This window comes from Micromonospora sp. NPDC005298 (genome assembly GCF_040607375.1).
Taxonomy (GTDB): Bacteria; Actinomycetota; Actinomycetes; order Mycobacteriales; family Micromonosporaceae; genus Micromonospora.
In genome coordinates, this window is record NZ_JBEXGP010000010.1 from 24,596 (window position 1) to 44,279 (window position 19,684).

Genomic DNA, 19,684 nt, shown 5'->3' on the forward strand with positions numbered 1-19,684 from the left:
CGGGGTACAAGTCGGAGCACAGCGGGTGGAGATCAACGGCTGAGGGGCACGGCCGGAGCGGGAGGCTGCATGAGCTCGGCCCAGGGGGGCGCGGACACCGGGCATCCCTTCGCGGACGGTGGGGAGATCCCTCCGATGCTGGAGGCTGCGTTTGCGGCCGGCGGCGAAATGGGCCAGCGGCTACGCGACCTCGACTGGTCCGCCACCCCGCTCGGTGTGCCCGCGCGCTGGCCGGCGGTGCTCTCCACCGCGGTCGGCATGATGCTCGCCTCCAGTGCGCAGATCGTGATGTTCTGGGGCGACGACCAGCTCGCCTTCTACAACGACGCCTACCGCCCCACCATCGGCGCCAAGCACCCGGACGTCCTCGTCCAGCCGGCCCGCCAGCACTGGGTGGAGACCTGGGACGTGCTCGGCCCGCTGCTGGAGGGCGTCCGGCGCACCGGCCGTTCCTACCGGGGCGAGGACCATCCCTTTCTGCTCAACCGGTACGGCTTCGTCGAGGAGACCTACTTCAACGTCTCGTACGACCCGATCCGGGGTGACGACGGCACGGTCAGCGGCGTCTACTGCATCGTCAACGAGACCACCGGCCGGGTGCTCGGCGAACGCCGGCTGCGGGCACTCGCCGAACTGGGCGCCGACCTGGCCGACGTGGGCAGCGCCGGGGAACTCGGCCGGGCCGCCGCCGCGGTGCTCGACCGGTACCGGGCCGACGTGCCCTTCGCGCTGATCTACCTGAGTGACGCCAGCGGTCGCCTCGCGCTCGCTGGAGCCAGCGGCACGGACTCGACGCGGGTCGACGTCTCGGCGGACCTGCTCGCCCGGGTCGCCGCCGACGGCGAAGCGGCCACCGTCGACGTCGCGGAGCTGCTCGACCCGCCACCGGCCGACGCGGCGGGCCAGGCACTGGTGCTGCCCGTCACGGCGGCCAACGAGGCGGTTGGCGCGATTGTCGTCGGGGTGGCCCGCCGGCTGCCGCTCGGCGACGACTACCGCGACTTCCTCGACCTGGTCGCGGCGCAGATCTCCCGGGCGGTCGGCAAGCAGCGGGCGTACGAGCAGGAGCGGGCCCGTGCCGCCGAACTGGCCGCGCTCGACCTGGCGAAGACCAACTTCTTCGCCAACGTCAGCCACGAGTTCCGTACCCCGTTGACCCTGGTGCTCGGCCCCCTGGAGGACATGCTGGCCGACCCGGGGTTGCCCCCCGGCGACACCGAACGCCTCACGATGATGCACCGCAACGCCCTGCGCCTGCTCAAGCTGGTCAACACGGTGCTGGACTTCTCCCGGCTGGAGTCGGGTCGGCTCGCCGCCCGCTACCAGCCCACCGACCTGTCCGGCTACACGGCCCGGCTGGCCAGCACGTTCCGCTCGGCCACCGACCGGGCCGGCCTGCGGCTGGTGGTGGACTGCCCGCCGCTGCCCACGCCCGTCTTCGTCGACCGGGACATGTGGGAGAAGATTGTCCTCAACCTGGTGTCGAACGCGGTGAAGTTCACCTTCGACGGTGAGATCCGGGTCCGGGTCCGGGCCGTCGAGGCGGGCGCCCGGCTTGAGGTGACCGACACCGGTGTGGGGATCGTTCCCGCCGAGCTGCCGCACGTCTTCGAACGCTTCCACCGGGTGCCCGGGGTGCGCGCCCGCACCCACGAGGGCACCGGGATCGGCCTGGCCCTGGTCCGGGAACTGGTCGAGATGCACGGCGGCGAGGTCGGGCTGACCAGCCGGATCGACGAGGGCAGCACCTTCACGGTCACCATCCCGTTCGGGTCGGCGCACCTGCCCGCCGACCGGGTGGCGGCGTTCGGCCCGCTGCCCGCCGGCGAACCCGAACAGGCCCGGCTCTACGTGGCCGAGACCGCGTTGTGGGCCAGCGCGACGCCCGCGCCGGAGTTCGACAGCGGCCCGGTGACGGTCAGCCCGGCCGGCCGGATCCTCGTGGTCGACGACAACGTGGACCTGCGTGAGCACGTCACCCGTCTGCTCTCGCCGACCTGGGAGGTGGTCACCGCCGCCGACGGGCTGGCGGCCCTGCCGTTGGCCCAGGAGGGCGCCTTCGACCTGGTGCTCACCGACGTGATGATGCCCCGCCTGGACGGGTTCGGGCTGGTGACCGCCCTGCGCGGCGACCCGCGTACCCGGCATGTGCCGATCGTGCTGCTCTCCGCCCGCGCCGGCTCGGCGGAGGCCGTCGCCGGTCTCTCCATCGGCGCCGACGACTACCTCACCAAGCCGTTCTCCGGGCAGGAACTGATCGCCCGGGTGCGGGCCAACGTGGAGCTGGGGCAGCTGCGCGGGCAGATAATCCGTCGACTCCGGGCGCTGGCCGACGCGGCGGTCGCGGTGAACACCGCCCGGTCCACCGCCGACGTGCTCAAGGTCGCGGCCCGGCACGCGCTCAGCCTCGCCGAGGCGGCCCGGGTGGTGGTCACCGCCGCCGACGCGCGTTCCGAGGCGGACGGCGGTGGCACCACCGCCACCGACCCATCCTTCGCGGCCGACCTGACCGGCACCACCGGCGAGCAGCTCGGGGAGCTGCGCGTCTGGCGAGCCGCCGGCGACGACGCGCAGGCCGACGACGCCGCGCTGACCCAGCTGGCCCGGCTCGTCGGGGTGCGGTTGGAGAACGCCCAGCTCTACGAGGCCGAACACCGCATCGCCACCACCCTTCAGCACAGCCTGCTGCCCCAGTCGCTGCCGCAACTGCCGGGCGCGGTGGTGGCCAGCCGTTACCTGCCAGGCAGCGCCGACGTCGAGGTCGGCGGCGACTGGTACGACGTGATCGCGTTGGACGGCGACGAGTTGGTGCTCGTCATCGGCGACGTCGTCGGCAAGGGCGTCCGGGCCGCAGCGGCGATGGGGCAACTGCGCAACGCGCTGCGGGCGTACGTGCTTGAGGGTTTCGACCCGGGTGCGTCACTGACCCGGCTCAACCGGCTGGTCGGCTCCCCCGAGGGTCGCTCCTTCGCGACCGTGGTCTGCCTGCTGTTCAACCCGCGCACCGGCCGACTGCGGTACGCCAGCGCCGGCCACCCCTCCCCACTGCTGATCCGAGGAGGCGACGTGGTGTTCCTGCACGGCCGTGCGTTGGGGCCGCCGATCGGCGCCATCCCCGACACGACGTACCGGACGGTCGACGGGGACCTGCGCGCCGGCGAACGACTGCTGCTCTACACCGACGGCCTCATCGAGGACCGCAAACTGGGCATCGACGCCGGGCTCACCCAGCTCCGCGTCGACGCCGCCACCCCGGGCGAGCACGTCGCGGACCTCATCGACGCCGTGGTCGAACGGGTCGTCGGGCAGCCACGCCGGGACGACGTTGCGGTGCTCGGCCTGGAGGCCGCCGAGCTGAACCGCTTCGCGTTGCGGCTGCCGGCGGACCCGACCCGGCTGAGCGTGCTGCGCAAGCGACTGGAGGACTTCCTCGTCGCGCACTCGGTCGGCGAGACCGACCTGTTCGACCTGACCGTGGCGGTCTCCGAGGCCGCCGCCAACGCCATCGAGCACCCGGTGCACCCCGCCGAGCCGACGATCAGCGTGGAGGTGGCCATCGAGGACCGCACGGTGACCGCCACGGTGCGTGACAGCGGGCGGTGGCGCGAGTCGACCGGCTCCGGGTTCCGGGGGCGCGGCCTGTCGCTGATCAAGGCACTGGGGGACCTGTCGGTGCGGCGTACCGATGAGGGCACCGAGGTGACGCTGCGCCGGCGCCTCCAGGGCTGACACCGCGCCCGGCGGGAGCCGGTGGCTCAGGCCGGGCGCAACCAGCTCTGCTCGCCCAGACCGGAGATCTCCAGCACCCGGCGGACCTGCCGCGACGGCAGCACCGTGAGCGTGCCGGGGAACTGCTGGGCGAGCCGGACCAGGGCGTGGATGGCGGCCGAGTCGAAGAAGGTGACCGCGCTCAGATCCAGTGTGATCTGCTCGGCGGGCTCGCGCAGCGCGGTCTGGAGCATGGTGTCGGCGGTCGCCATGTCGACCTCGCCGGTCACCACCACGTGGAGGTGGTCACCGTCGATCTCCGCGCTGGCGGAGAAGACGGGTGGTGCTCCCCCTTGATCCACGCAGACACCATGGCACAGCCGACCTGGCGGGGCAACAACCGGTCCGCCGTGGCCGTGGCGCGGGTCACCAACGGCTCCGGCGATAGGCTTGCGCCATGACCGTCCGTCCGCCGTTGACACCAGGCGCGCTCTCCCCGATGCGACCGGTGCCGTCCCACATCACCCGACCGGAGTACGTGGGCAAGAAGCGCCCACAGGAGTGGCGTGGTTCCCACGTGCAGACGCCGGAGACCATCGAGAAGATGCGGATCGCCAGCCGGCTGGCCGCCCAGGCGACCCAGCTCGCCGGCGAGCACTGCAAGCCCGGCGTGACCACCGACGAGATCGACAAGGTGGTCCACGAGTTCCTCTGCGACCACGACGCGTACCCGTCGACGCTCGGCTACAAGGGCTTCCCCAAGTCCTGCTGCACCAGCCTCAACGAGGTCATCTGCCACGGCATCCCGGACTCCACGGTCATCCGGGACGGCGACATCATCAACGTCGACGTCACCGCGTACATCGGTGGGGTGCACGGCGACACCGACGCCACCTTCTGCGTCGGCGAGGTCAGCGAGGAGGCCCGCCTGCTGGTCGAGCGGACCCACGAGGCGATGATGCGCGGCATCCGCGCGGTCGCCCCCGGCCGCCAGATCAACGTCGTGGGCCGGGTCATCGAGTCGTACGCGAAGCGGTTCGGCTACGGCGTGGTCCGCGACTTCACCGGCCACGGCATCGGGGAGTCCTTCCACAGCGGCCTGTACGTGCCGCACTACGACAGCCCACGGCCCACGGACATCATGGAGCCGGGTATGACCTTCACCATCGAGCCGATGATCACCCTCGGCACCTACCAGTACGACATGTGGGACGACGGGTGGACCGTCGTCACCAAGGACCGGAAATGGACAGCCCAGTTCGAACACACGATCGTGGTGACCGACGACGGCCACGAAATCCTGACCCTGCCGTGACCGACACGCCTGCCGCCCTGCGCGAGGCGCACCACGCCGACGTCTCCGGAGGCTGGTTGCGACCGGCCGTCTTCGGCGCGATGGACGGACTGGTCACCAACATCGCCCTCATCGCCGGCGTCGGCGGCGGCGGGGTGTCACCCCGCAGCATCGTGCTGACCGGCACCGCCGGCCTGGTGGCCGGGGCGATCTCGATGGGGCTCGGCGAGTACACGAGCGTCCGCTCCGCGAACGAGCAGGTCGCCGCCGAGGTCGCCAAGGAACGGCGGGAACTGGAGCGGCACCCCGAGGCGGAGGCCCGCGAACTGGCCGACGCCTGGGTGGCCCGTGGCCTCCCCCGCGACCTCGCCACCCAGGTCGCCGAGGCGGTGCGGCGCGACCCGGAGGAGGCCCTGCGGGTGCACGTACGCGAGGAGTTGGGCGTCGACCCCGACGACCAGCCCAGCCCGTGGTCGGCGGCGGTCTCGTCGTTCGTGTTCTTCTCGGTGGGGGCGCTGGTGCCGCTGCTGCCGTACCTGTTCGGCGCCACCGAACTGTGGCTGGCGCTCGCCGTCGGCGGGCTCGGCCTGTTCGCCGCCGGGGCTGTCGTCGCCCGCTTCACCCGCCGGCCCTGGTGGACCAGCGGCCTACGGCAGCTGCTGCTGGGCGCCGCCGCCGCCGGAGCCACCTACCTGATCGGCTCGCTGATCGGCGTCCAGGGACTGTGACCCCGGTCAGCCGGTGAGCAGCTCGTCGACCGTGCCGTCCACCGGCCGGCCGCGGGCGGCCAACTCCTCGGCCTGCCGGGCCAGCACCACGCCCACCTCGGTCATGTCCGCGCCCGCCAGACCCGTACGGCGAACCGCGTCACCGGGATCACGGAAGTAGGTGCGACTCAGCAGCCCCGTCACCGTCGCCGCGGCCAACCGTGCCTCGCCGAGCATCAGCAACGCCTGGTCGGTCTCGTACCACTCGGCCAACCGGGCGGCCCGCGCGTGCGCCGCGCTGCCCCGGTACCAGGCCTGCCGTGCCGCCGTGCTGAACTCCGCGGGCCGCGCCCGGGCCAGACGCCCGAGATGCTCGTCGCGCAACGTCCGCAACCAACCCGTCGGGTCGTGCAACGCCCGGGTGGTGACGTACCGGTCCGCCGTCAGCGGCCAGAGCGGGGAGAGCACCCGGGCCTGCGCCAGATAGTCCCCGGCGGCGGCCACGGTCAGGTCGACGAGCACCCCGTCCACCCGACGGGTCGCCACCGGCGGACCGGTGCCCGGCCGGTAGGTGACCACCAGCATCCCCACCTCGCGGTCCCCGCCGCCGTCGTCGTCGCCGTGCGCCAGAGGACCGTGCACCGCGACCGCGAGCACATCCGCCGGGAAACGCCGCCCGATGACCTCGGCCACCCGCTCGGCCACCGTCCACCGACGATCGTCGAGGCGCCTGTCGACACCGGCCTGCTCGCTGCTCGCGCTCACGGGTCCGCCTCTGTTCGCGACTGCGGGGCTCGCAACCCCGGCTCACTCCTCGCGCTCACGGGTCCGCCTCCGGCTTGCTACCGGACGTCAGCCTAGCCAGCCGGCGGCGGGCCGGACGGTTCGCCGCGCCCGGTGGGCACCAGCCGGAAGATGCGGATCTCCCGGCCGCCGGCCCGCTGCACGTACGTCCGGTACGCCGGCCACTCGGTGACCAGCAACTGCCACAGCCGGTCCCGTTCGGCGCCGGATGCCAGCTCGGCGCGCACCGGTATCCGCCGGCCCTTCACGTCCACCTCGGCGGTCGGCTCGGCGAGCAGGTTCATCGCCCAGCCGGGCTGCTGGGTCTGCCCCCAGTTCGAGCCGATCACCACGTACGCGTCGCCGTCCGGCACGTAGAGCAGGGGATTGCTGCGGGGTACGCCGGAGCGGCGGCCCGTGGTGGTGATCACCAGGGAGGGGATCAGGCCGAGGGCGACGACCCGACCCCGGGTCAACCGGCCGACCACCCGGTCGGCCGGAACGAGCACGCGGGCGGCGACGCCGAACCATCGGTGGTGACCGACGCGGCGGGTGAGGGTTCCCAGCACTGACACGTCGACCAGTCTGCCGGCTGGCGCGCCCCGGCGGCACCCCCGGCGCGGTCCCGGTTCGGCCACCGCGCGGCCAGCTCAGTCCAGTCGCCGCTCGATCGGCAGCCGGGCGCGGGTGAACAGTCCCGCGCCGAGCATCGCCACCAGGGGCACCAGCACCAGCACGCCGAGCACCGGCCACGGCACCAGGTACGGGTACGGCACGGGTGCCGGCCACGCCGTGGCGTACTGCCGGTTCACCGAGAACAGCACGATCGCGGCGGTGCCCACCCCGGCCACGATGCCGAGCACCGAGCCGAGTCCGGAGATGACGCCGGCCTGGCAGATCGCCAGCATCCGGCGGACCGCCGGTGCCGCGCCGACGGCCGCGAGGGTGGTCAGTTCCGCGCGGCCCTCGGCGGCGGCGAGCGCCGTGGCCATCCCGGCCGCCCCCACCGTGATCAGCCCGGCCGCCGCCGCGAGCAGCAGGAGCAGCGGCGAGATGTCGCCCCGGCCGCCACCGTCCTCCACCAGGAGCGTCACCGACCCGAAGGGACGCACGGCGGCCGCGAACCGCTCCTGCCGTTCCCCGCTCGGCGGCGACGAGGTGCCGATCACCCAGCCGGCCGGAGCCGGGTCCAGGTGGAGTTGTCGGATCGCGGCCGCGGAGAGCAGCAGGCGGGACTGGCCGACCGCTGTGGGCAGCGCGTACCCGGGGAGGTCGACGGCGGTGGTCCGTGGTTCGTCCGATCCGGGGTCCACCCGGCCGACCTGCACCGTCACCAGGCCGTCGTGCAGGTAACGCGGGTCGGTCACCACCACACCGCCGGCGCGCAGCACCTCCGTCGCGGCGGCGGCCGCCGCCGGATCGGCGTTGGTGAGCAGCGGAAGCGCCGTCCCGTCGTCCACCAGAGGTTGCACGTAGTCGCCGTAGTAGTCCGTCGTGCGCCACCGGCAGCGTGGGTCGGCCCGGGCCTGGCGGCGCTGCGCCGCGGAGAGGTCGTCCCCGGCCCGCCACGGGCAGGCCTGCTCGGCCGGGAGCGCCGGCACGATGTCGCAGTAGCCGTCGTTCGGCGACACGCAGGTGGCCCCGTACAGCCCGACGACCGCGTCGGTGCCGAACTGCGCCCGGGCCGCGTCGGTGACATGGGCCAGGGTCGGCGGCCGGGTCGAGTCGTTCGGGCTGACCAGCACGTGTCCGGGCGGCAGCATCGGCTGGTAGGCGTTCCGGTCCCGGGCACCGCTGCTGGCCAGGTAGCCGCCGAGCGCGACGCTGCTCGCCACGGCGGCCATCACGGCGCAGATGGCCGGCGCGGCGGCGGCGCGGTTGCGGCTGGCGTCACGCAGCGCGATACGGGGTGCCAGCGGCAGCACCCGCCCGAGCCGGGCGAGCACCCCGATCAGGGTGGGCGTGCAGCACACCAGGCCGAGCTCGCCGAGGATGAGGCCGGCGAGGATCACCGCCGGTGACGTCCGGGCCGCGCCGAACGCGGCCAGCGCCGCACCGCCGGCCACGAGCGACAACCCGAGGGCCAGCCACCGGCTCCGGGAGGTCGGCGGCGTACGACGCCCGGCGAGGCCGGCGCTGACGTCCTGCCGGGAGACGGTCCACGCCGGTGCCAGCGCGGCGAGCACCCCGGCCAGCACCGCGACCCCACCGAGCACCACCAGGGCCGCCGGCCAGCAGCGGTACCCGCCGAAGCGGGCGCCGAAGACGTACTGCTCCACGAGCGGACGACAGGCGAACGCCGCCGCGACGCCGAGGACCAGGCCGACGGCGGCGCCCAGCACACCCAGCACCACCCCGTCGGCGAGCACGACCCGGCGCAGCTGGGCGGCGTCTCCACCGGCCACCGCGACCAGCGCCAGGTCCCGCCGTCGGCGCCGGACGCCGACCGCGAACGCCGGCCCCACCAGCAGAACGACCTCCAGCAGGCCGAGACCGGCGATGAGTACGCCAGTGCTCAGGTCGTTGGTGTCGGTGGCGCCGATCGATCCGACCCAACCGCGTTCCGGCTCGGGCGCGGAGACGGTCGGGTGGCGTGGGGTGACCAGGACGCCGCGGTCGTTGAGTCGGTCGACGAGTGCGGCGTCGACGTCGCCGGGAACGTCCGCCAGCCAGGCGCTCTCCAGCTCCGGACCGGTCCGTGGCACGGCTCCGGGGTGCAGCGCCACCACCGGCCCGAGGTCGTCGGGAAACTCCACCACCCCCACGACGGTGTACGCCCCGTTCCCGTCGGCCATCGTCAGCGTCCGGCCGAGGTGCAGGTCAAGGTGGCGCAGTGCGGCGGGGCTCAGGGCCACCTCGCCGGGCTGCTGCGGCGCGCGGCCGGCCCGGAACCGGGCCAGTCCCCGGGCCAGCGGGTCGCCGAGGTCCAGCACCCGCCCGGCCACGTTCTCGTCGCGGTCCGGCCCGCGCACGGTCAACGGAACGCGGGCGCGTACCTCGGCGACCCGGCTGCCCGGGGGCAGCAGCGCGGCGACCTGCCCGGCGGTGGCCGGGCCGGCGGGCAGGGATTCACCCTCCCGGGTGTACCAGCTCCCACCCCACTCGTCCTGCTCGACGGGGGACTGGGAGACCCAGCGCAGCTCCGCGTCGGCCACGCCGAGTCGCCTGTCGACCTGCTCCTGCGGGGTCAGCTCGGCCATGTCGTAGCTCGCCGCGAGGAAGGCCAGCACCAGCACCGGCAGGGCGATCATCGCGAGTACCAGGGCGGTGCGCCGGCGGGAGCGGCGTGCCTCCCGGCGGGCGATCCGCAGCGCCGCCCGCCACGAGCCGGTCAGCTCGGCGAACCGCCGCCGACCGGTCCGGACCGGCGGGGTGACCGGCCGCCGGGTCGGGACGACGGCCCGGTGGGCGGTCCGCAGCGTACGGCGGATGGTCACCTGTCGCTGCCGGACAGCAACTGTTCGACGCTGCCCAACGGGGCCGTCGTGTCGACCAGCACCCCGTCGCGCAGGAACACCACCCGGTCGGCCCAGCCGGCGTGCCGCGCCTCGTGGGTGACGAGCACGCCTGCCGCGCCCGCGTCGATACGGCGGCGCAGCAGGTGCAGCACCGCCTCGCCGGTCTGCGAGTCCAGCGCGCCGGTCGGCTCGTCGGCGAGTACCAGTCGCCGTTCGCCGACGAGCGCGCGGGCGATGGCCACCCGCTGCTGCTGGCCGCCGGAGAGCTGGTCGGGGAAGCGATCGCCGAGCGTCGGCAGGCCAACCTCGGTGAGCGCGGCCATGGCCAGCGAACGTGCCCGCCGGCCGCTGGTGCCGTCGAGTTCCAGCGGGAGCGCGACGTTCTCCGCGGCGCTCAGGCTGCCCAGCAGATTGAGCTGCTGGAAGATGTAGCCGATCCGGCGGCGGCGCAGCTGGGCCAGCCCGCGCCGGTCGAGCGTCCCCAACGGCTGCCCCTCGATGAACACCTCGCCGTCGGTCGGGCGGTCCAGCCCGCCGGCGAGGGCCAGCAGGGTGGACTTGCCGGAGCCGGACGGGCCCATCACGGCCACCAGCTCACCGGGTCGGACGACGAGGCTGACGCCCCGCAGGGCGTGCACGGCGGCCGGGCCGGCCCCGTGGGTGCGTTGGACGGCGCGTAGCTCCAGCACCGCGTCGTCCGGTCCGCTCACCGTCGTGCCTCCTCGTCGGCCCACCGTGTCGGATCGGGCGTGTCACCCGGCCCGGGTGCGGACGGCGGTGGCACGGCGGGTCGGTGGCGCACCAGGCTCGTCTCGCAGTGGTCCAGCCAGCGGACCTCGGCCTCGGCCTGGAACACCATCGAGTCCAGGACCAGCCGCCACGGCAGATCCTCGGGTCGGTCGCTGCCGTACTTCAACCGGGTCAACTCCTGCAACGCCCGCATCGTGGCGCTGCGCTGCGCCTGCACCACCGAGCGGACGTCCACGCCGGGGGTGGTGAGTGCGAGTGCCAGCTTGATGGCCAGCTCGTCGCGGGGGCGGTCGGTACGACTGATCGGGGTGGCGAACCACAGCGCGAGGTCGGCCCGGCCGGCGTCGGTGATCTCGTACGGGCGCTGCCCGGCCTCGCTCTCCGGCAGCGGGCGCACCAGACCGTCCCGTTCCAGCCGGGACAGCGTGGTGTAGACCTGCCCGATGTTCAGCGGCCAGGTCGAGCCGGTCGACTCCTCGAACGCGGCGCGCAGCTGGTAGCCGTACATCTGGCCGCGTTCGAGCAGGGCGAGCAGCCCGTGACGGATGGACATGGCAACGGAGTATGCATACCTGGTATGCGCACCGCAACCGGAGCAGACGGGTTCAGGTCGGACGGCCGGGAAATGCGACAGTCGGCGGGGTCACCCCTGCGGTCTTGCGCCACCGGGTGGCCCGTACGGCGTACTCGACGAGGGCGGCGAGCGCTTGGTCCCGGTCGGCGCCCGTGGTCGACGCGAGTGCGGCCCGCCAGTGCGCGGCGGTGCGTTCCTCCACCTCGACGGCGAGCCGTAGCGCGCTCGCCCGGTCGGTGACCGGGAACGGCAGCGCGTACCCGGCGCGGTCCGGTGGGACGGTGCCGCCACCGGTGCTGAGTTGGACGACGAGAGCGTCGCGGCGGCGTCGGTGCGCGGCCTCCGCCTGGCGGGCGGTGTCCCGGGCCGCCCCGGTCAGCCGTACGCCGATCCGGCCGTAGGCGTAGATGGCCGCGTACTCGGCGGACAGGGCGGTGGCGAGGGCCTCCGCGGCGGACGGCTGTCTCACTTCAGTGCCTCCTGGTGGGTGGCCCGGGCGGCGGCGATCGAGCCGAGCAGCGCCGCCCGTTCGGCGGGTGCGGCGGCGCAGGCGGCGGTGGCGGTCCGCTGGCCGACCTTCTCCAGGTCGCGCAGGGCGGCCAGCGCGCCGGCCGGGTCGGCCGCCGGGGTGGTGCTCGGTGCGGCGACGGGTGTCGAGGGCACCGCGACGCCGATCACCCGGGCCAGTTCGGTCGCGTGGGCGGTGTGCGCCTCGGCGATCGGGCCGAGCCGGTCGGCCAGCTCCGGGTGCGCGGTCGCGCTCGCCCGGTGCGCCGCGGCGAGGCCGAGGGACTCGTCCACCATGGGCCGCAGCGGGTCCGGCGGCGGCGCCGGCTGGTCGTCACGGTCGAAAAGATCACAGCCGGTCAGCGGCGCCACCGCGCCGCCGAGGGCGAGAAGTGCTCCGGTACGCAGGAGCTTTCGCCGCGATTGTCCGGATGGTTGGTCGCGCTGTGTCGTTCTGCCGATCCCCACCGGGCAAGTCAACACCATCCGGGCCGCCGCGGGGGCCACCGGCGTCGGTGCGCCGCCCGGCCCGCCGGGCGGCCGGCGCGTTACGCTCTGCGCAGCCACCGGCGCGTCCGCTCCGGTGGTGTGCCGGCATGCCGGGACGACGTCCCGGTCGACCAGGGAAAGGGTGCGGAGATGACGCAGCGTGGCCGTGCCACCAGGTCGACGGGTCGACCCCGCGACGGCGCGGGTCCCCGTGGGCCGCGCGAGGGCGGTCCCCGCGGCGGTGATCTCGCGGCGCGACGTACCCGGTTGCGGACCGTGATCGAGCCGGTCGTCAACGGCGCCGGTTACGACCTGGAGGACCTGTCGGTCTCCCGGGCCGGCCGCCGGCACGTGGTGCGGGTGATCGTGGACCGCGACGGTGGGATCGACCTGGACGCCGTCGCCGACGTCTCCCGCGCCGTCTCGACCGCGCTGGACGCGGCCGAGGAGGCCGACGGCGACATCGTCGCCGGGGAGTACCAGCTCGAGGTCAGCTCGCCCGGCGTGGACCGGCCGCTCACCCTGCCCCGGCACTGGCGGCGCAACGTCGGCCGGCTGGTCAAGGTCACCGTCCGGGCGGCGGAGTCGGTGCCCGGACAGCGCGGCGAGCAGCCCACCGGTGACCGTCAGCTGACCGCCCGGGTGGTGGGCGCCGCCGACGACGGCGTGCAGCTGGAGACCGACGACGGCCGCACCTCGTGGGCGTACGCCCAACTGGGTCCGGGCCGGGTGCAGGTCGAGTTCACCCGCCTCGCCGAGCTGGGCGAGCCGGACGACACCGACGAGTTCGACGATTCAGACGACATCGACGACGAAGATGATGTGGAGGACGAGGAGAGGTGAACATCGACCTCGCGGCGCTGCGCGCCCTCGAGCGCGAGCGGGAGATCCCGTTCGACACGATTCTCGCGGCGATCGAGACCGCACTGCTGACCGCCTACCGGCACACCGACGGCGCCGAGCCGCACGCCCGGGTGGAGATCGACCGTAAGTCGGGCGCCGCCCTGGTGTACGCGCAGGAGATGGACGCCGACGGCAGCCTGGTGCGCGAGTGGGACGACACCCCGCACGACTTCGGCCGGATCGCGGCCATGACCGCCAAGCAGGTGATCCTCCAGCGGCTGCGGGAGGCCACCGACGAGGTGCACTTCGGCGAGTACGTGGGCCGTGAGGGCGACCTGGTCACCGGTGTGGTGCAGGCGCACGAGACGCGGACCGAGAAGGGCATCGTCAGCGTCGACCTGGGCAAGCTGGAGGGTGTGCTGCCGCAGTCCGAGCAGGTGCCCGGCGAGCGGTACGCCCACGGTGAGCGGGTCCGCTGCGTCGTGGTGCACGTGGCCAAGGGCATGCGCGGTCCGCAGATCACCCTGTCCCGGTCACACCCGGCGCTTGTCAAGAAGCTGTTCGCGCTCGAGGTTCCGGAGATCGCCGACGGCACGGTGGAGATCGGTGCGATCGCCCGTGAGGCAGGTCACCGTACGAAGATCGCCGTCCGTTCCACCACTCCCGGGGTGAACGCCAAGGGCGCCTGCATCGGCCCGATGGGTCAGCGGGTGCGTGCCGTGATGAGCGAGCTGCACGGCGAGAAGATCGACATCATCGACTGGTCGGACGACCCGGCCACCTTCGTCGGCAACGCGTTGTCGCCGGCCAAGGCGCTGCGGGTCGAGGTGGTGGATCTGGCCGGCCGGGCCGCCCGGGTGACCGTTCCGGATTTCCAGCTCTCCCTCGCCATCGGGCGGGAGGGGCAGAACGCCCGACTCGCTGCCCGGTTGACCGGTTGGCGGATCGATATCCGGTCCGACGCGGAGCAGACCGCACCCGCCGCGCGGGGGGCGACTGATCACGTGCCGGAGCCGGGCGGCGCGATCTCGGGCAGCTAGGGGTAGACTTCCTCCAGTGGTACGACGCACGCAGCCGGAGCGCACCTGTGTGGGCTGCCGAAAACGTGCGCCGGCCAGCGAATTGCTGCGGGTCGTCGCGATCGGGGACGAGGCTGGTCACAGCCTCCGGCCTGATCCACGCCGCAGGCTGCCGGGTCGGGGGGCGAACATGCACCCGGATCCGGCCTGCTTCGCGCTGGCTGTGCGGCGCCGCGCCTTCGGGCGGGCGTTGCGCATCACCGAGGTCCTGGACCACGGTGCGCTGGCGGAGCACGTCGATGCGCCAACCACTACGTCCGGTCAGCCCGACCGGGCGAGGGTCGCTAGCAGGGTAGGACGACCGACATGAGCACACGATGAAGTCCCTGAAATGACCAGGCTTCAAGTGCACGAGTGAGGTCGCTGCGGGTGCTGCCCGCACGACCTCGGAGTGAGGAGTGCAGTGGCAGGCAAGGCCCGCGTACACGAGCTTGCAAAAGAGCTCGGGGTCGAGAGTAAGACCGTTCTCGCCAAGTTGAAGGAAATGGGCGAGTTCGTGAAGTCCGCGTCCAGCACCGTCGAGGCGCCCGTCGCCCGTCGGCTGCGTAACGCATTCGTCGCGTCCGCCGGTGCTCCGGCGCCCGCGGCCCCGTCGGCGCCCGCTTCGGCGCCGGCCACGAACCCGACCCCGACGCCGTCCCCGACCCCGGGCGCGCCACGGGTCTCGGCCAAGCCGATGCCGCCCCGGCGGCCGGCCGCGCCGGCTCCCGGCCCGAAGCCGAAGGGTCCGGTGCCCGGTGCGCCGCAGCCCGCGGCTCCGGTCGCCAAGCCGGCGAGTGCCCACGACATCGAGGTGGCGGCCGCGGAGGCGCGTGCCGCCGCGCTGAAGGCTGAGCAGGAGGCCGCGGTCAAGGCCGCGCAGGCCGCCCGCCAGCAGCAGCGGGACAACCCCGTTCGTCGGGAGCCTCCGACGGACGGCACCCGCCCCGGCCCTCGGCCGGGTCCGGCCGCGATGCCTCCCCGTCCCGGTTCGCCGGCAGCTCGTCCGAGCACGCCGGCTCCCGGTCCGGGTGCCCGGCCGGGCGGTCGCCCGCCGGCGCGCGGCGCCGGTAACAACCCGTTCGGTATCCAGGGTGGCCAGCAGCAGCGGCCCCCGGCCGCCGGTGCGGGTGGCCCTCGTCCGAACAGCCCGGCGGGTATGCCGCCGCGGCCCAGCCCGAACTCGATGCCGCCGCGGCCCAGCCCGGCGTCCATGCCGAGTCAGCGTCCGGCAGCCGGTCGCCCCGGCCCCGGTGGCGCTGGTCGTCCCGGTGGCGGCGCGGGTCGTCCCGGTGGCGGTGGCGGCGGATTCCGTGGCGGCCCCGGCGGTGGCGCCGGTGGCGGCGGCGGTTACCGCGGCGGCCCTGGTGGCGGTGCGGGTGCCGGCGGTGGCGGTGGCTACCGTGGCGGTCCCGGCGGCGGTGGCGGTGCTCCCGGCGGCGGTTTCCGTCCGGGTGCCCCGTCCGGCGGCGGCGGTCGTCCGGGTGCCGGTGGTCGTGGCCGTGGCGGCGGCGCCGCGGGTGCCTTCGGGCGTCCGGGTGGTCGGCCGACGCGCGGTCGCAAGTCCAAGAAGCAGCGCAGACAGGAGTTCGACAACCTGTCGGCTCCGACCATGAGCTCGGGTGCTCCCCGGGGTCAGGGTCAGGTCGTCCGGCTGTCCCGTGGCGCCTCTCTGTCGGACTTCGCCGACAAGATCAACGCCAACCCGGGTTCGCTGGTCCAGGAGATGTTCAACCTGGGCGAGATGGTCACCGCGACCCAGTCCTGTTCTGACGACACCCTGCAGCTGCTGGGTGAGCACCTGGGCTTCGACATCCAGATCGTCAGCCCGGAGGACGAGGACCGCGAGCTGCTCGCGCAGTTCAACATCGACCTCGACGCGGAGGTGGCCGAGGAGCGTCTCGTCAGCCGTGCGCCGGTGGTGACCGTCATGGGTCACGTCGACCACGGTAAGACCAAGCTGCTCGACGCCATCCGTAAGGCGAACGTCGTCGCTGGTGAGGCGGGTGGCATCACCCAGCACATCGGTGCGTACCAGGTGCACGTTCCGCACGAGGGTGTGGACCGCGCGGTGACCTTCATCGACACCCCGGGTCACGAGGCGTTCACCGCCATGCGTGCTCGTGGTGCCCAGGTGACGGACATCGTGATCCTGGTGGTCGCGGCCGACGACGGCGTGATGCCGCAGACCATCGAGGCGTTGAACCACGCCAAGGCGGCCGACGTGCCGATCGTGGTCGCGGTCAACAAGGTCGACAAGCCGGAGGCCAACCCGGACAAGGTCCGTCAGCAGCTGACCGAGTACGGCCTGGTCGCCGAGGAGTACGGCGGCGAGACCATGTTCGTCAACGTGGCCGCGAAGCCGGGCATCGGCATCGAGGAGCTGCTCGAGGCCGTCCTGCTGACCGCCGACGCGTCGCTGGAGCTGACCGCTCCGATCGACGGGCCGGCGCAGGGTGTGGCCATCGAGGCGCACCTGGACAAGGGCCGCGGTGCGGTGGCGACGGTGCTGGTGCAGAAGGGCACCCTGCGGGCGGGCGACTCGATCGTCGCCGGTGGGGCCCACGGCCGGGTCCGGGCCATGCTCGACGAGAACGGCAACCAGCTCTCCGAGGCCGGGCCGGCGCGTCCGGTCATGGTCCTGGGTCTGACCGCGCCTCCCGGCGCGGGTGACACGTTCCTCGCCGCGGCGGACGACCGGACGGTGCGGCAGATCGCCGAGCAGCGCCAGGCGCGGCGGCGGGCGGCGGCATTCGCCAACTCCCGTGGCCGGGCCACCCTCGAGACGCTCATGGAGCAGCTCAAGGAGGGCGAGAAGACGTCGCTCAACCTCATCCTCAAGGGCGATGTCTCCGGTTCGGTGGAGGCCCTGGAGGACGCGCTGTTCAACCTCGACATCCCCGAGGAGGTCCAGCTCAAGGTCCTCGACCGGGGCGTCGGCGCGATCACCGAGAGCAACGTCATGCTCGCGAGCGCCTCGTCCGAGCCGGTCACGATCATCGGCTTCAACGTGCGGGCCTCGAACAAGGTCCGTGAGATGGCCGACCGCGAGGGCGTGGAGATCCGGTACTACACCGTCATCTACCAGGCCATCGAGGAGATCGAGGCAGCGCTCAAGGGCCTGCTCAAGCCGGAGTACGAGGAGGTCGAGCTGGGCACCGCGGAGATCCGCGACGTCTTCCGCTCGTCCAAGATCGGCAACATCTCCGGTTGTATCGTCCGGTCGGGCATCATCCGACGCAACGCGAAGGCTCGACTGCTTCGGGACGGGGCGGTCGTGGCGGACAACCTCACGATCACCTCGCTCAAGCGGTTCAAGGACGACGCCACCGAGGTCCGCGAGGGCTTCGAGTGTGGTCTGACCCTGGGTGGTTACAACAACGTCCAGGTCGGCGACGTCATCGAGACCTTCGAGATGCGGGAGAAGGTTCGCGCCTGATCCGGCAGTGACACGCTGATCAAGGGGTTTACGCCGGACGGCGTAAACCCCTTGATCATGCGGGGCCGGGTGGCGGTATCGTCCGGGGCGATGTTCACCGGAAACGCGGTCTTCGACCTGCTGCTGCCAGGCGACTCCCGGTCGCTCAAAGCCAAGAGATCATATGTACGGCCGATCGTGGCGGCTCTGCGCCGCTTCGAGGTGTCGGCCGCCGAGGTGGGTGCGCTCGACCTGCACGGTCGAGCGGAGATAGCGGTGGCCGTGGTGGCCGCCGAGGCGGCGCACGTCCGCGAGGTGCTCGACTCGTGTGAGCGCTTGGTGGCGGCTCGCCCCGAGGTCGAGTTGCTGTCGGTACGACGCCATTTGTACGGCGCGGACGACGACTGACCAGGGTGCCGGCCGGCCCGGGCGACCGGGTCCGGCCGCGAAGGTAGTGTTCGAGTTGTTGGCCGGTCGGCCGGCGTCCTGCGGGTCGCCGGCCGGCCGGGAGCAGGACGCCGTGGAGGTGGCGAGATGTCTGATCCGGCCAAGGTACGCCGGCACGCGGAACGGGTGCGTGAGCTGGTCGCGTCGGTGGTGCGGAGCCAGATCAAGGACCCGCGGCTCGGCATGATCACTATCACCGACGCCCGGATCACCGCGGATCTGCGGGACGCGACGGTGTTCTACACGGTGTTGGGTGACGCGGTGGCCCAGGCCGACACCGCGGCGGCCCTGGAGAGCGCCAAGGGGCTGCTGCGCAGCACCGTCGGCAAGGCCCTCGGGCTGCGGCACTCGCCGACCCTCACGTTCGTCCTGGACGACGTGCAGGACCAGGTGAAGCACATCGACGATCTGCTGGCCGCCGCCCGCAACGCCGACGCCGAGGTGCAGCGGCTCGCCGCCCGGGCGGAGTACGCGGGCGAGGCGCAGCCGTACCGGGTCGAGGACGAGGTCGACGACGAGACGGACGAGGCGGAGGACGCCGCCGACGTCACGGAGACCCCTCGGGGTGGGGAAGCGCGGTGACCGGCACCGCCGGCGCGCAGCTCGCCCCGACGGTCGGCGCCGGCCCCGCCGAGGCGGACTGGGCGGCGGCCGAGGCCCTGATCCGCACTATCGCACCGACCGGGCGGGTGCTGCTGATCTGCCACGTGAATCCGGACGGTGACGCGCTGGGCAGCATGCTCGGCTTCGGCCTGGGGCTGCTGCGGTTCGGTGTGGGCGGGCTGCAGGCGACCTTCCCCGGTCCGCCGGAGGTGCCGGAGCCGTTCCGTGGGCTGCCCGGCCTGGAGCTGCTGGTCCCGTCGAGTGACGTGGACCCGGCGCCGGACCTGGTGATCTGCTTCGACGCGGCGAGCGAGTCGCGCCTGGGTGAGCTGGCCGGGCGGTTGACGAGCGCCGGTGCCGCGTTGGTGCTCGACCATCACGCGTCCAACGCGGGCTTCGGCACCGTCAACCTGGTCGACCCGGCCGCCGCCGCGACGTCGGTGGTGGCCGAGCAGCTGCTGACCCGGCTCGGCGTGCCGCTGGACCGGGCCATCGCCGAGTGCCTGTACGTGGCGCTGACCACGGACACCGGGTCGTTCCGGTTCGAGGCGACCACCCCGGCGGTGCACCACCTGGCCGCCCGGTTGCTGGCCACCGGCATCTCGCCCGGTGACATCTCCCGGCGGGTCTTCGACACCCGTCCCTTCGGCGCGGTGCGTCTCTTCGGTGAGGTGCTCGGCCGGGCCCGGCTGGAGCCGGCCGCCGCCGGCGGCCGCGGGTTGGTGTGGACCTACGCCACGCTCGACGACCTGGCCCGCCACGACCAGCGGCCGTACGTGCTGGAGGCGCTCATCGACTCGGTGCGGTGCACCGCCGAGGCGGACGTGAGCTGCGTGTTGAAGCAGGTCCGGCCCGACGAGTGGGCGGTGTCCATGCGCAGCAAGGGCGCGGTCGACGTCAGCCGGGTCGCGGTCGCGCTGGGCGGCGGCGGCCACCGGTTCGCGGCGGGGTTCACCGGTCGTGGGACCGCCGAGCAGGTGATCGGTTCGATCCGCGATCAGGTGGACGCGGCGGTGCTCCCCGCCGACGTCTGACGCGGCGGCCG

General features: G+C 73.3%; 18 protein-coding genes. 10 read left to right on the forward strand and 8 right to left on the reverse strand.

The window, feature by feature from the left end; genetic code table 11:
- Positions 1 to 69 precede the first annotated feature (69 nt).
- Positions 70 to 3,729 (forward strand): SpoIIE family protein phosphatase, encoded by a 3,660-nt coding sequence (locus ABZS77_RS16700; protein WP_354823385.1) that lies wholly within the window; start codon positions 70 to 72, stop codon positions 3,727 to 3,729.
- Between the two features lie 26 nt (positions 3,730 to 3,755).
- Here the strand turns inward: ABZS77_RS16700 and ABZS77_RS16705 are convergent, their stop codons facing one another.
- A complete protein-coding gene (locus tag ABZS77_RS16705; RefSeq protein ID WP_354823387.1) occupies positions 3,756 to 4,070 on the reverse strand; it encodes an STAS domain-containing protein in 315 nt (104 codons plus the stop codon).
- 95 nt (positions 4,071 to 4,165) lie between these two features.
- On the opposite strand from ABZS77_RS16705, the gene map reads away from it, so the two are divergent.
- Together map and ABZS77_RS16715 are read left to right on the forward strand one after the other, a co-directional pair.
- A complete protein-coding gene (gene map / locus ABZS77_RS16710; RefSeq protein WP_354823389.1) occupies positions 4,166 to 5,023 on the forward strand; it encodes a type I methionyl aminopeptidase in 858 nt (285 codons plus the stop codon).
- Positions 5,020 to 5,730 (forward strand): VIT1/CCC1 transporter family protein, encoded by a 711-nt coding sequence (locus ABZS77_RS16715; protein ID WP_354823391.1) that lies wholly within the window; start codon positions 5,020 to 5,022, stop codon positions 5,728 to 5,730. The genes map and ABZS77_RS16715 overlap by 4 nt, the downstream gene beginning before the upstream one ends.
- A 6-nt stretch (positions 5,731 to 5,736) precedes the next feature.
- Here ABZS77_RS16715 and ABZS77_RS16720 read toward each other — a convergent pair whose 3' ends face one another.
- The 7 genes from ABZS77_RS16720 to ABZS77_RS16750 all read right to left on the reverse strand — a co-directional run bounded on the left by ABZS77_RS16720 (position 5,737) and on the right by ABZS77_RS16750 (position 12,267).
- A complete protein-coding gene (locus tag ABZS77_RS16720) occupies positions 5,737 to 6,474 on the reverse strand; it encodes a nucleotidyltransferase domain-containing protein (protein WP_354823393.1) in 738 nt (245 codons plus the stop codon).
- Positions 6,475 to 6,566: 92 nt separating this feature from the next.
- The gene (locus ABZS77_RS16725; RefSeq protein ID WP_354823395.1) at positions 6,567 to 7,067 is read right to left on the reverse strand and encodes a nitroreductase family deazaflavin-dependent oxidoreductase; all 501 of its coding nucleotides are present in this window, start codon (positions 7,065 to 7,067) and stop codon (positions 6,567 to 6,569) included.
- Between the two features lie 75 nt (positions 7,068 to 7,142).
- Positions 7,143 to 9,929, reverse strand: coding sequence for an FtsX-like permease family protein (locus ABZS77_RS16730; protein ID WP_354823397.1), 2,787 nt, complete (start codon positions 9,927 to 9,929; stop codon positions 7,143 to 7,145).
- A complete protein-coding gene (locus tag ABZS77_RS16735) occupies positions 9,926 to 10,660 on the reverse strand; it encodes an ABC transporter ATP-binding protein (protein ID WP_354823399.1) in 735 nt (244 codons plus the stop codon). Before ABZS77_RS16735 ends, ABZS77_RS16730 begins: the two co-directional genes overlap by 4 nt.
- Positions 10,657 to 11,253 (reverse strand): PadR family transcriptional regulator, encoded by a 597-nt coding sequence (locus tag ABZS77_RS16740; protein ID WP_354823401.1) that lies wholly within the window; start codon positions 11,251 to 11,253, stop codon positions 10,657 to 10,659. Before ABZS77_RS16740 ends, ABZS77_RS16735 begins: the two co-directional genes overlap by 4 nt.
- A gap of 52 nt (positions 11,254 to 11,305) precedes the next feature.
- A complete protein-coding gene (locus ABZS77_RS16745) occupies positions 11,306 to 11,743 on the reverse strand; it encodes a ferritin-like domain-containing protein (protein ID WP_354823403.1) in 438 nt (145 codons plus the stop codon).
- Complete coding sequence (locus ABZS77_RS16750) at positions 11,740 to 12,267, reverse strand: hypothetical protein (RefSeq protein ID WP_354823405.1); 528 nt, start codon at positions 12,265 to 12,267, stop codon at positions 11,740 to 11,742. Before ABZS77_RS16750 ends, ABZS77_RS16745 begins: the two co-directional genes overlap by 4 nt.
- Before the next feature lie 153 nt (positions 12,268 to 12,420).
- Between ABZS77_RS16750 and rimP the strand changes: the two genes are divergently transcribed.
- From rimP to ABZS77_RS16785, 7 genes are all read left to right on the forward strand, one after another.
- Positions 12,421 to 13,113 (forward strand): ribosome maturation factor RimP, encoded by a 693-nt coding sequence (rimP, locus tag ABZS77_RS16755; RefSeq protein WP_354823407.1) that lies wholly within the window; start codon positions 12,421 to 12,423, stop codon positions 13,111 to 13,113.
- The gene (gene nusA / locus ABZS77_RS16760; protein ID WP_354823409.1) at positions 13,110 to 14,153 is read left to right on the forward strand and encodes a transcription termination factor NusA; all 1,044 of its coding nucleotides are present in this window, start codon (positions 13,110 to 13,112) and stop codon (positions 14,151 to 14,153) included. The genes rimP and nusA overlap by 4 nt, the downstream gene beginning before the upstream one ends.
- A gap of 16 nt (positions 14,154 to 14,169) precedes the next feature.
- On the forward strand, positions 14,170 to 14,502 hold the full coding sequence (locus tag ABZS77_RS16765; protein ID WP_354823411.1) for a YlxR family protein: 333 nt from the start codon (positions 14,170 to 14,172) through the stop codon (positions 14,500 to 14,502).
- A gap of 93 nt (positions 14,503 to 14,595) precedes the next feature.
- The gene (infB, locus tag ABZS77_RS16770; protein WP_354823413.1) at positions 14,596 to 17,610 is read left to right on the forward strand and encodes a translation initiation factor IF-2; all 3,015 of its coding nucleotides are present in this window, start codon (positions 14,596 to 14,598) and stop codon (positions 17,608 to 17,610) included.
- Between the two features lie 90 nt (positions 17,611 to 17,700).
- Complete coding sequence (locus ABZS77_RS16775) at positions 17,701 to 17,997, forward strand: DUF503 domain-containing protein (protein ID WP_354823415.1); 297 nt, start codon at positions 17,701 to 17,703, stop codon at positions 17,995 to 17,997.
- Positions 17,998 to 18,123: 126 nt separating this feature from the next.
- Complete coding sequence (rbfA, locus tag ABZS77_RS16780) at positions 18,124 to 18,618, forward strand: 30S ribosome-binding factor RbfA (RefSeq protein ID WP_354823417.1); 495 nt, start codon at positions 18,124 to 18,126, stop codon at positions 18,616 to 18,618.
- Positions 18,615 to 19,673: a bifunctional oligoribonuclease/PAP phosphatase NrnA gene (locus ABZS77_RS16785; RefSeq protein WP_354823419.1), complete on the forward strand. Its 1,059-nt coding sequence runs from the start codon at positions 18,615 to 18,617 to the stop codon at positions 19,671 to 19,673. Before rbfA ends, ABZS77_RS16785 begins: the two co-directional genes overlap by 4 nt.
- Positions 19,674 to 19,684: the final 11 nt, after the last annotated feature.

Bases quoted from the DNA above. Each gene is read 5' to 3' on its own strand.
- ABZS77_RS16700 (WP_354823385.1), top strand. From the start codon at position 70: ATGAGCTCGGCCCAGGGGGGCGCGGACACCGGGCATCCCTTCGCGGAC.
- map (WP_354823389.1), top strand. From the start codon at position 4,166: ATGACCGTCCGTCCGCCGTTGACACCAGGCGCGCTCTCCCCGATGCGA.
- ABZS77_RS16740 (WP_354823401.1), bottom strand. From the start codon at position 11,253: ATGTCCATCCGTCACGGGCTGCTCGCCCTGCTCGAACGCGGCCAGATG.
- ABZS77_RS16750 (WP_354823405.1), bottom strand. From the start codon at position 12,267: ATGGTGTTGACTTGCCCGGTGGGGATCGGCAGAACGACACAGCGCGAC.
- rimP (WP_354823407.1), top strand. From the start codon at position 12,421: ATGACGCAGCGTGGCCGTGCCACCAGGTCGACGGGTCGACCCCGCGAC.
- ABZS77_RS16775 (WP_354823415.1), top strand. From the start codon at position 17,701: ATGTTCACCGGAAACGCGGTCTTCGACCTGCTGCTGCCAGGCGACTCC.
- rbfA (WP_354823417.1), top strand. From the start codon at position 18,124: ATGTCTGATCCGGCCAAGGTACGCCGGCACGCGGAACGGGTGCGTGAG.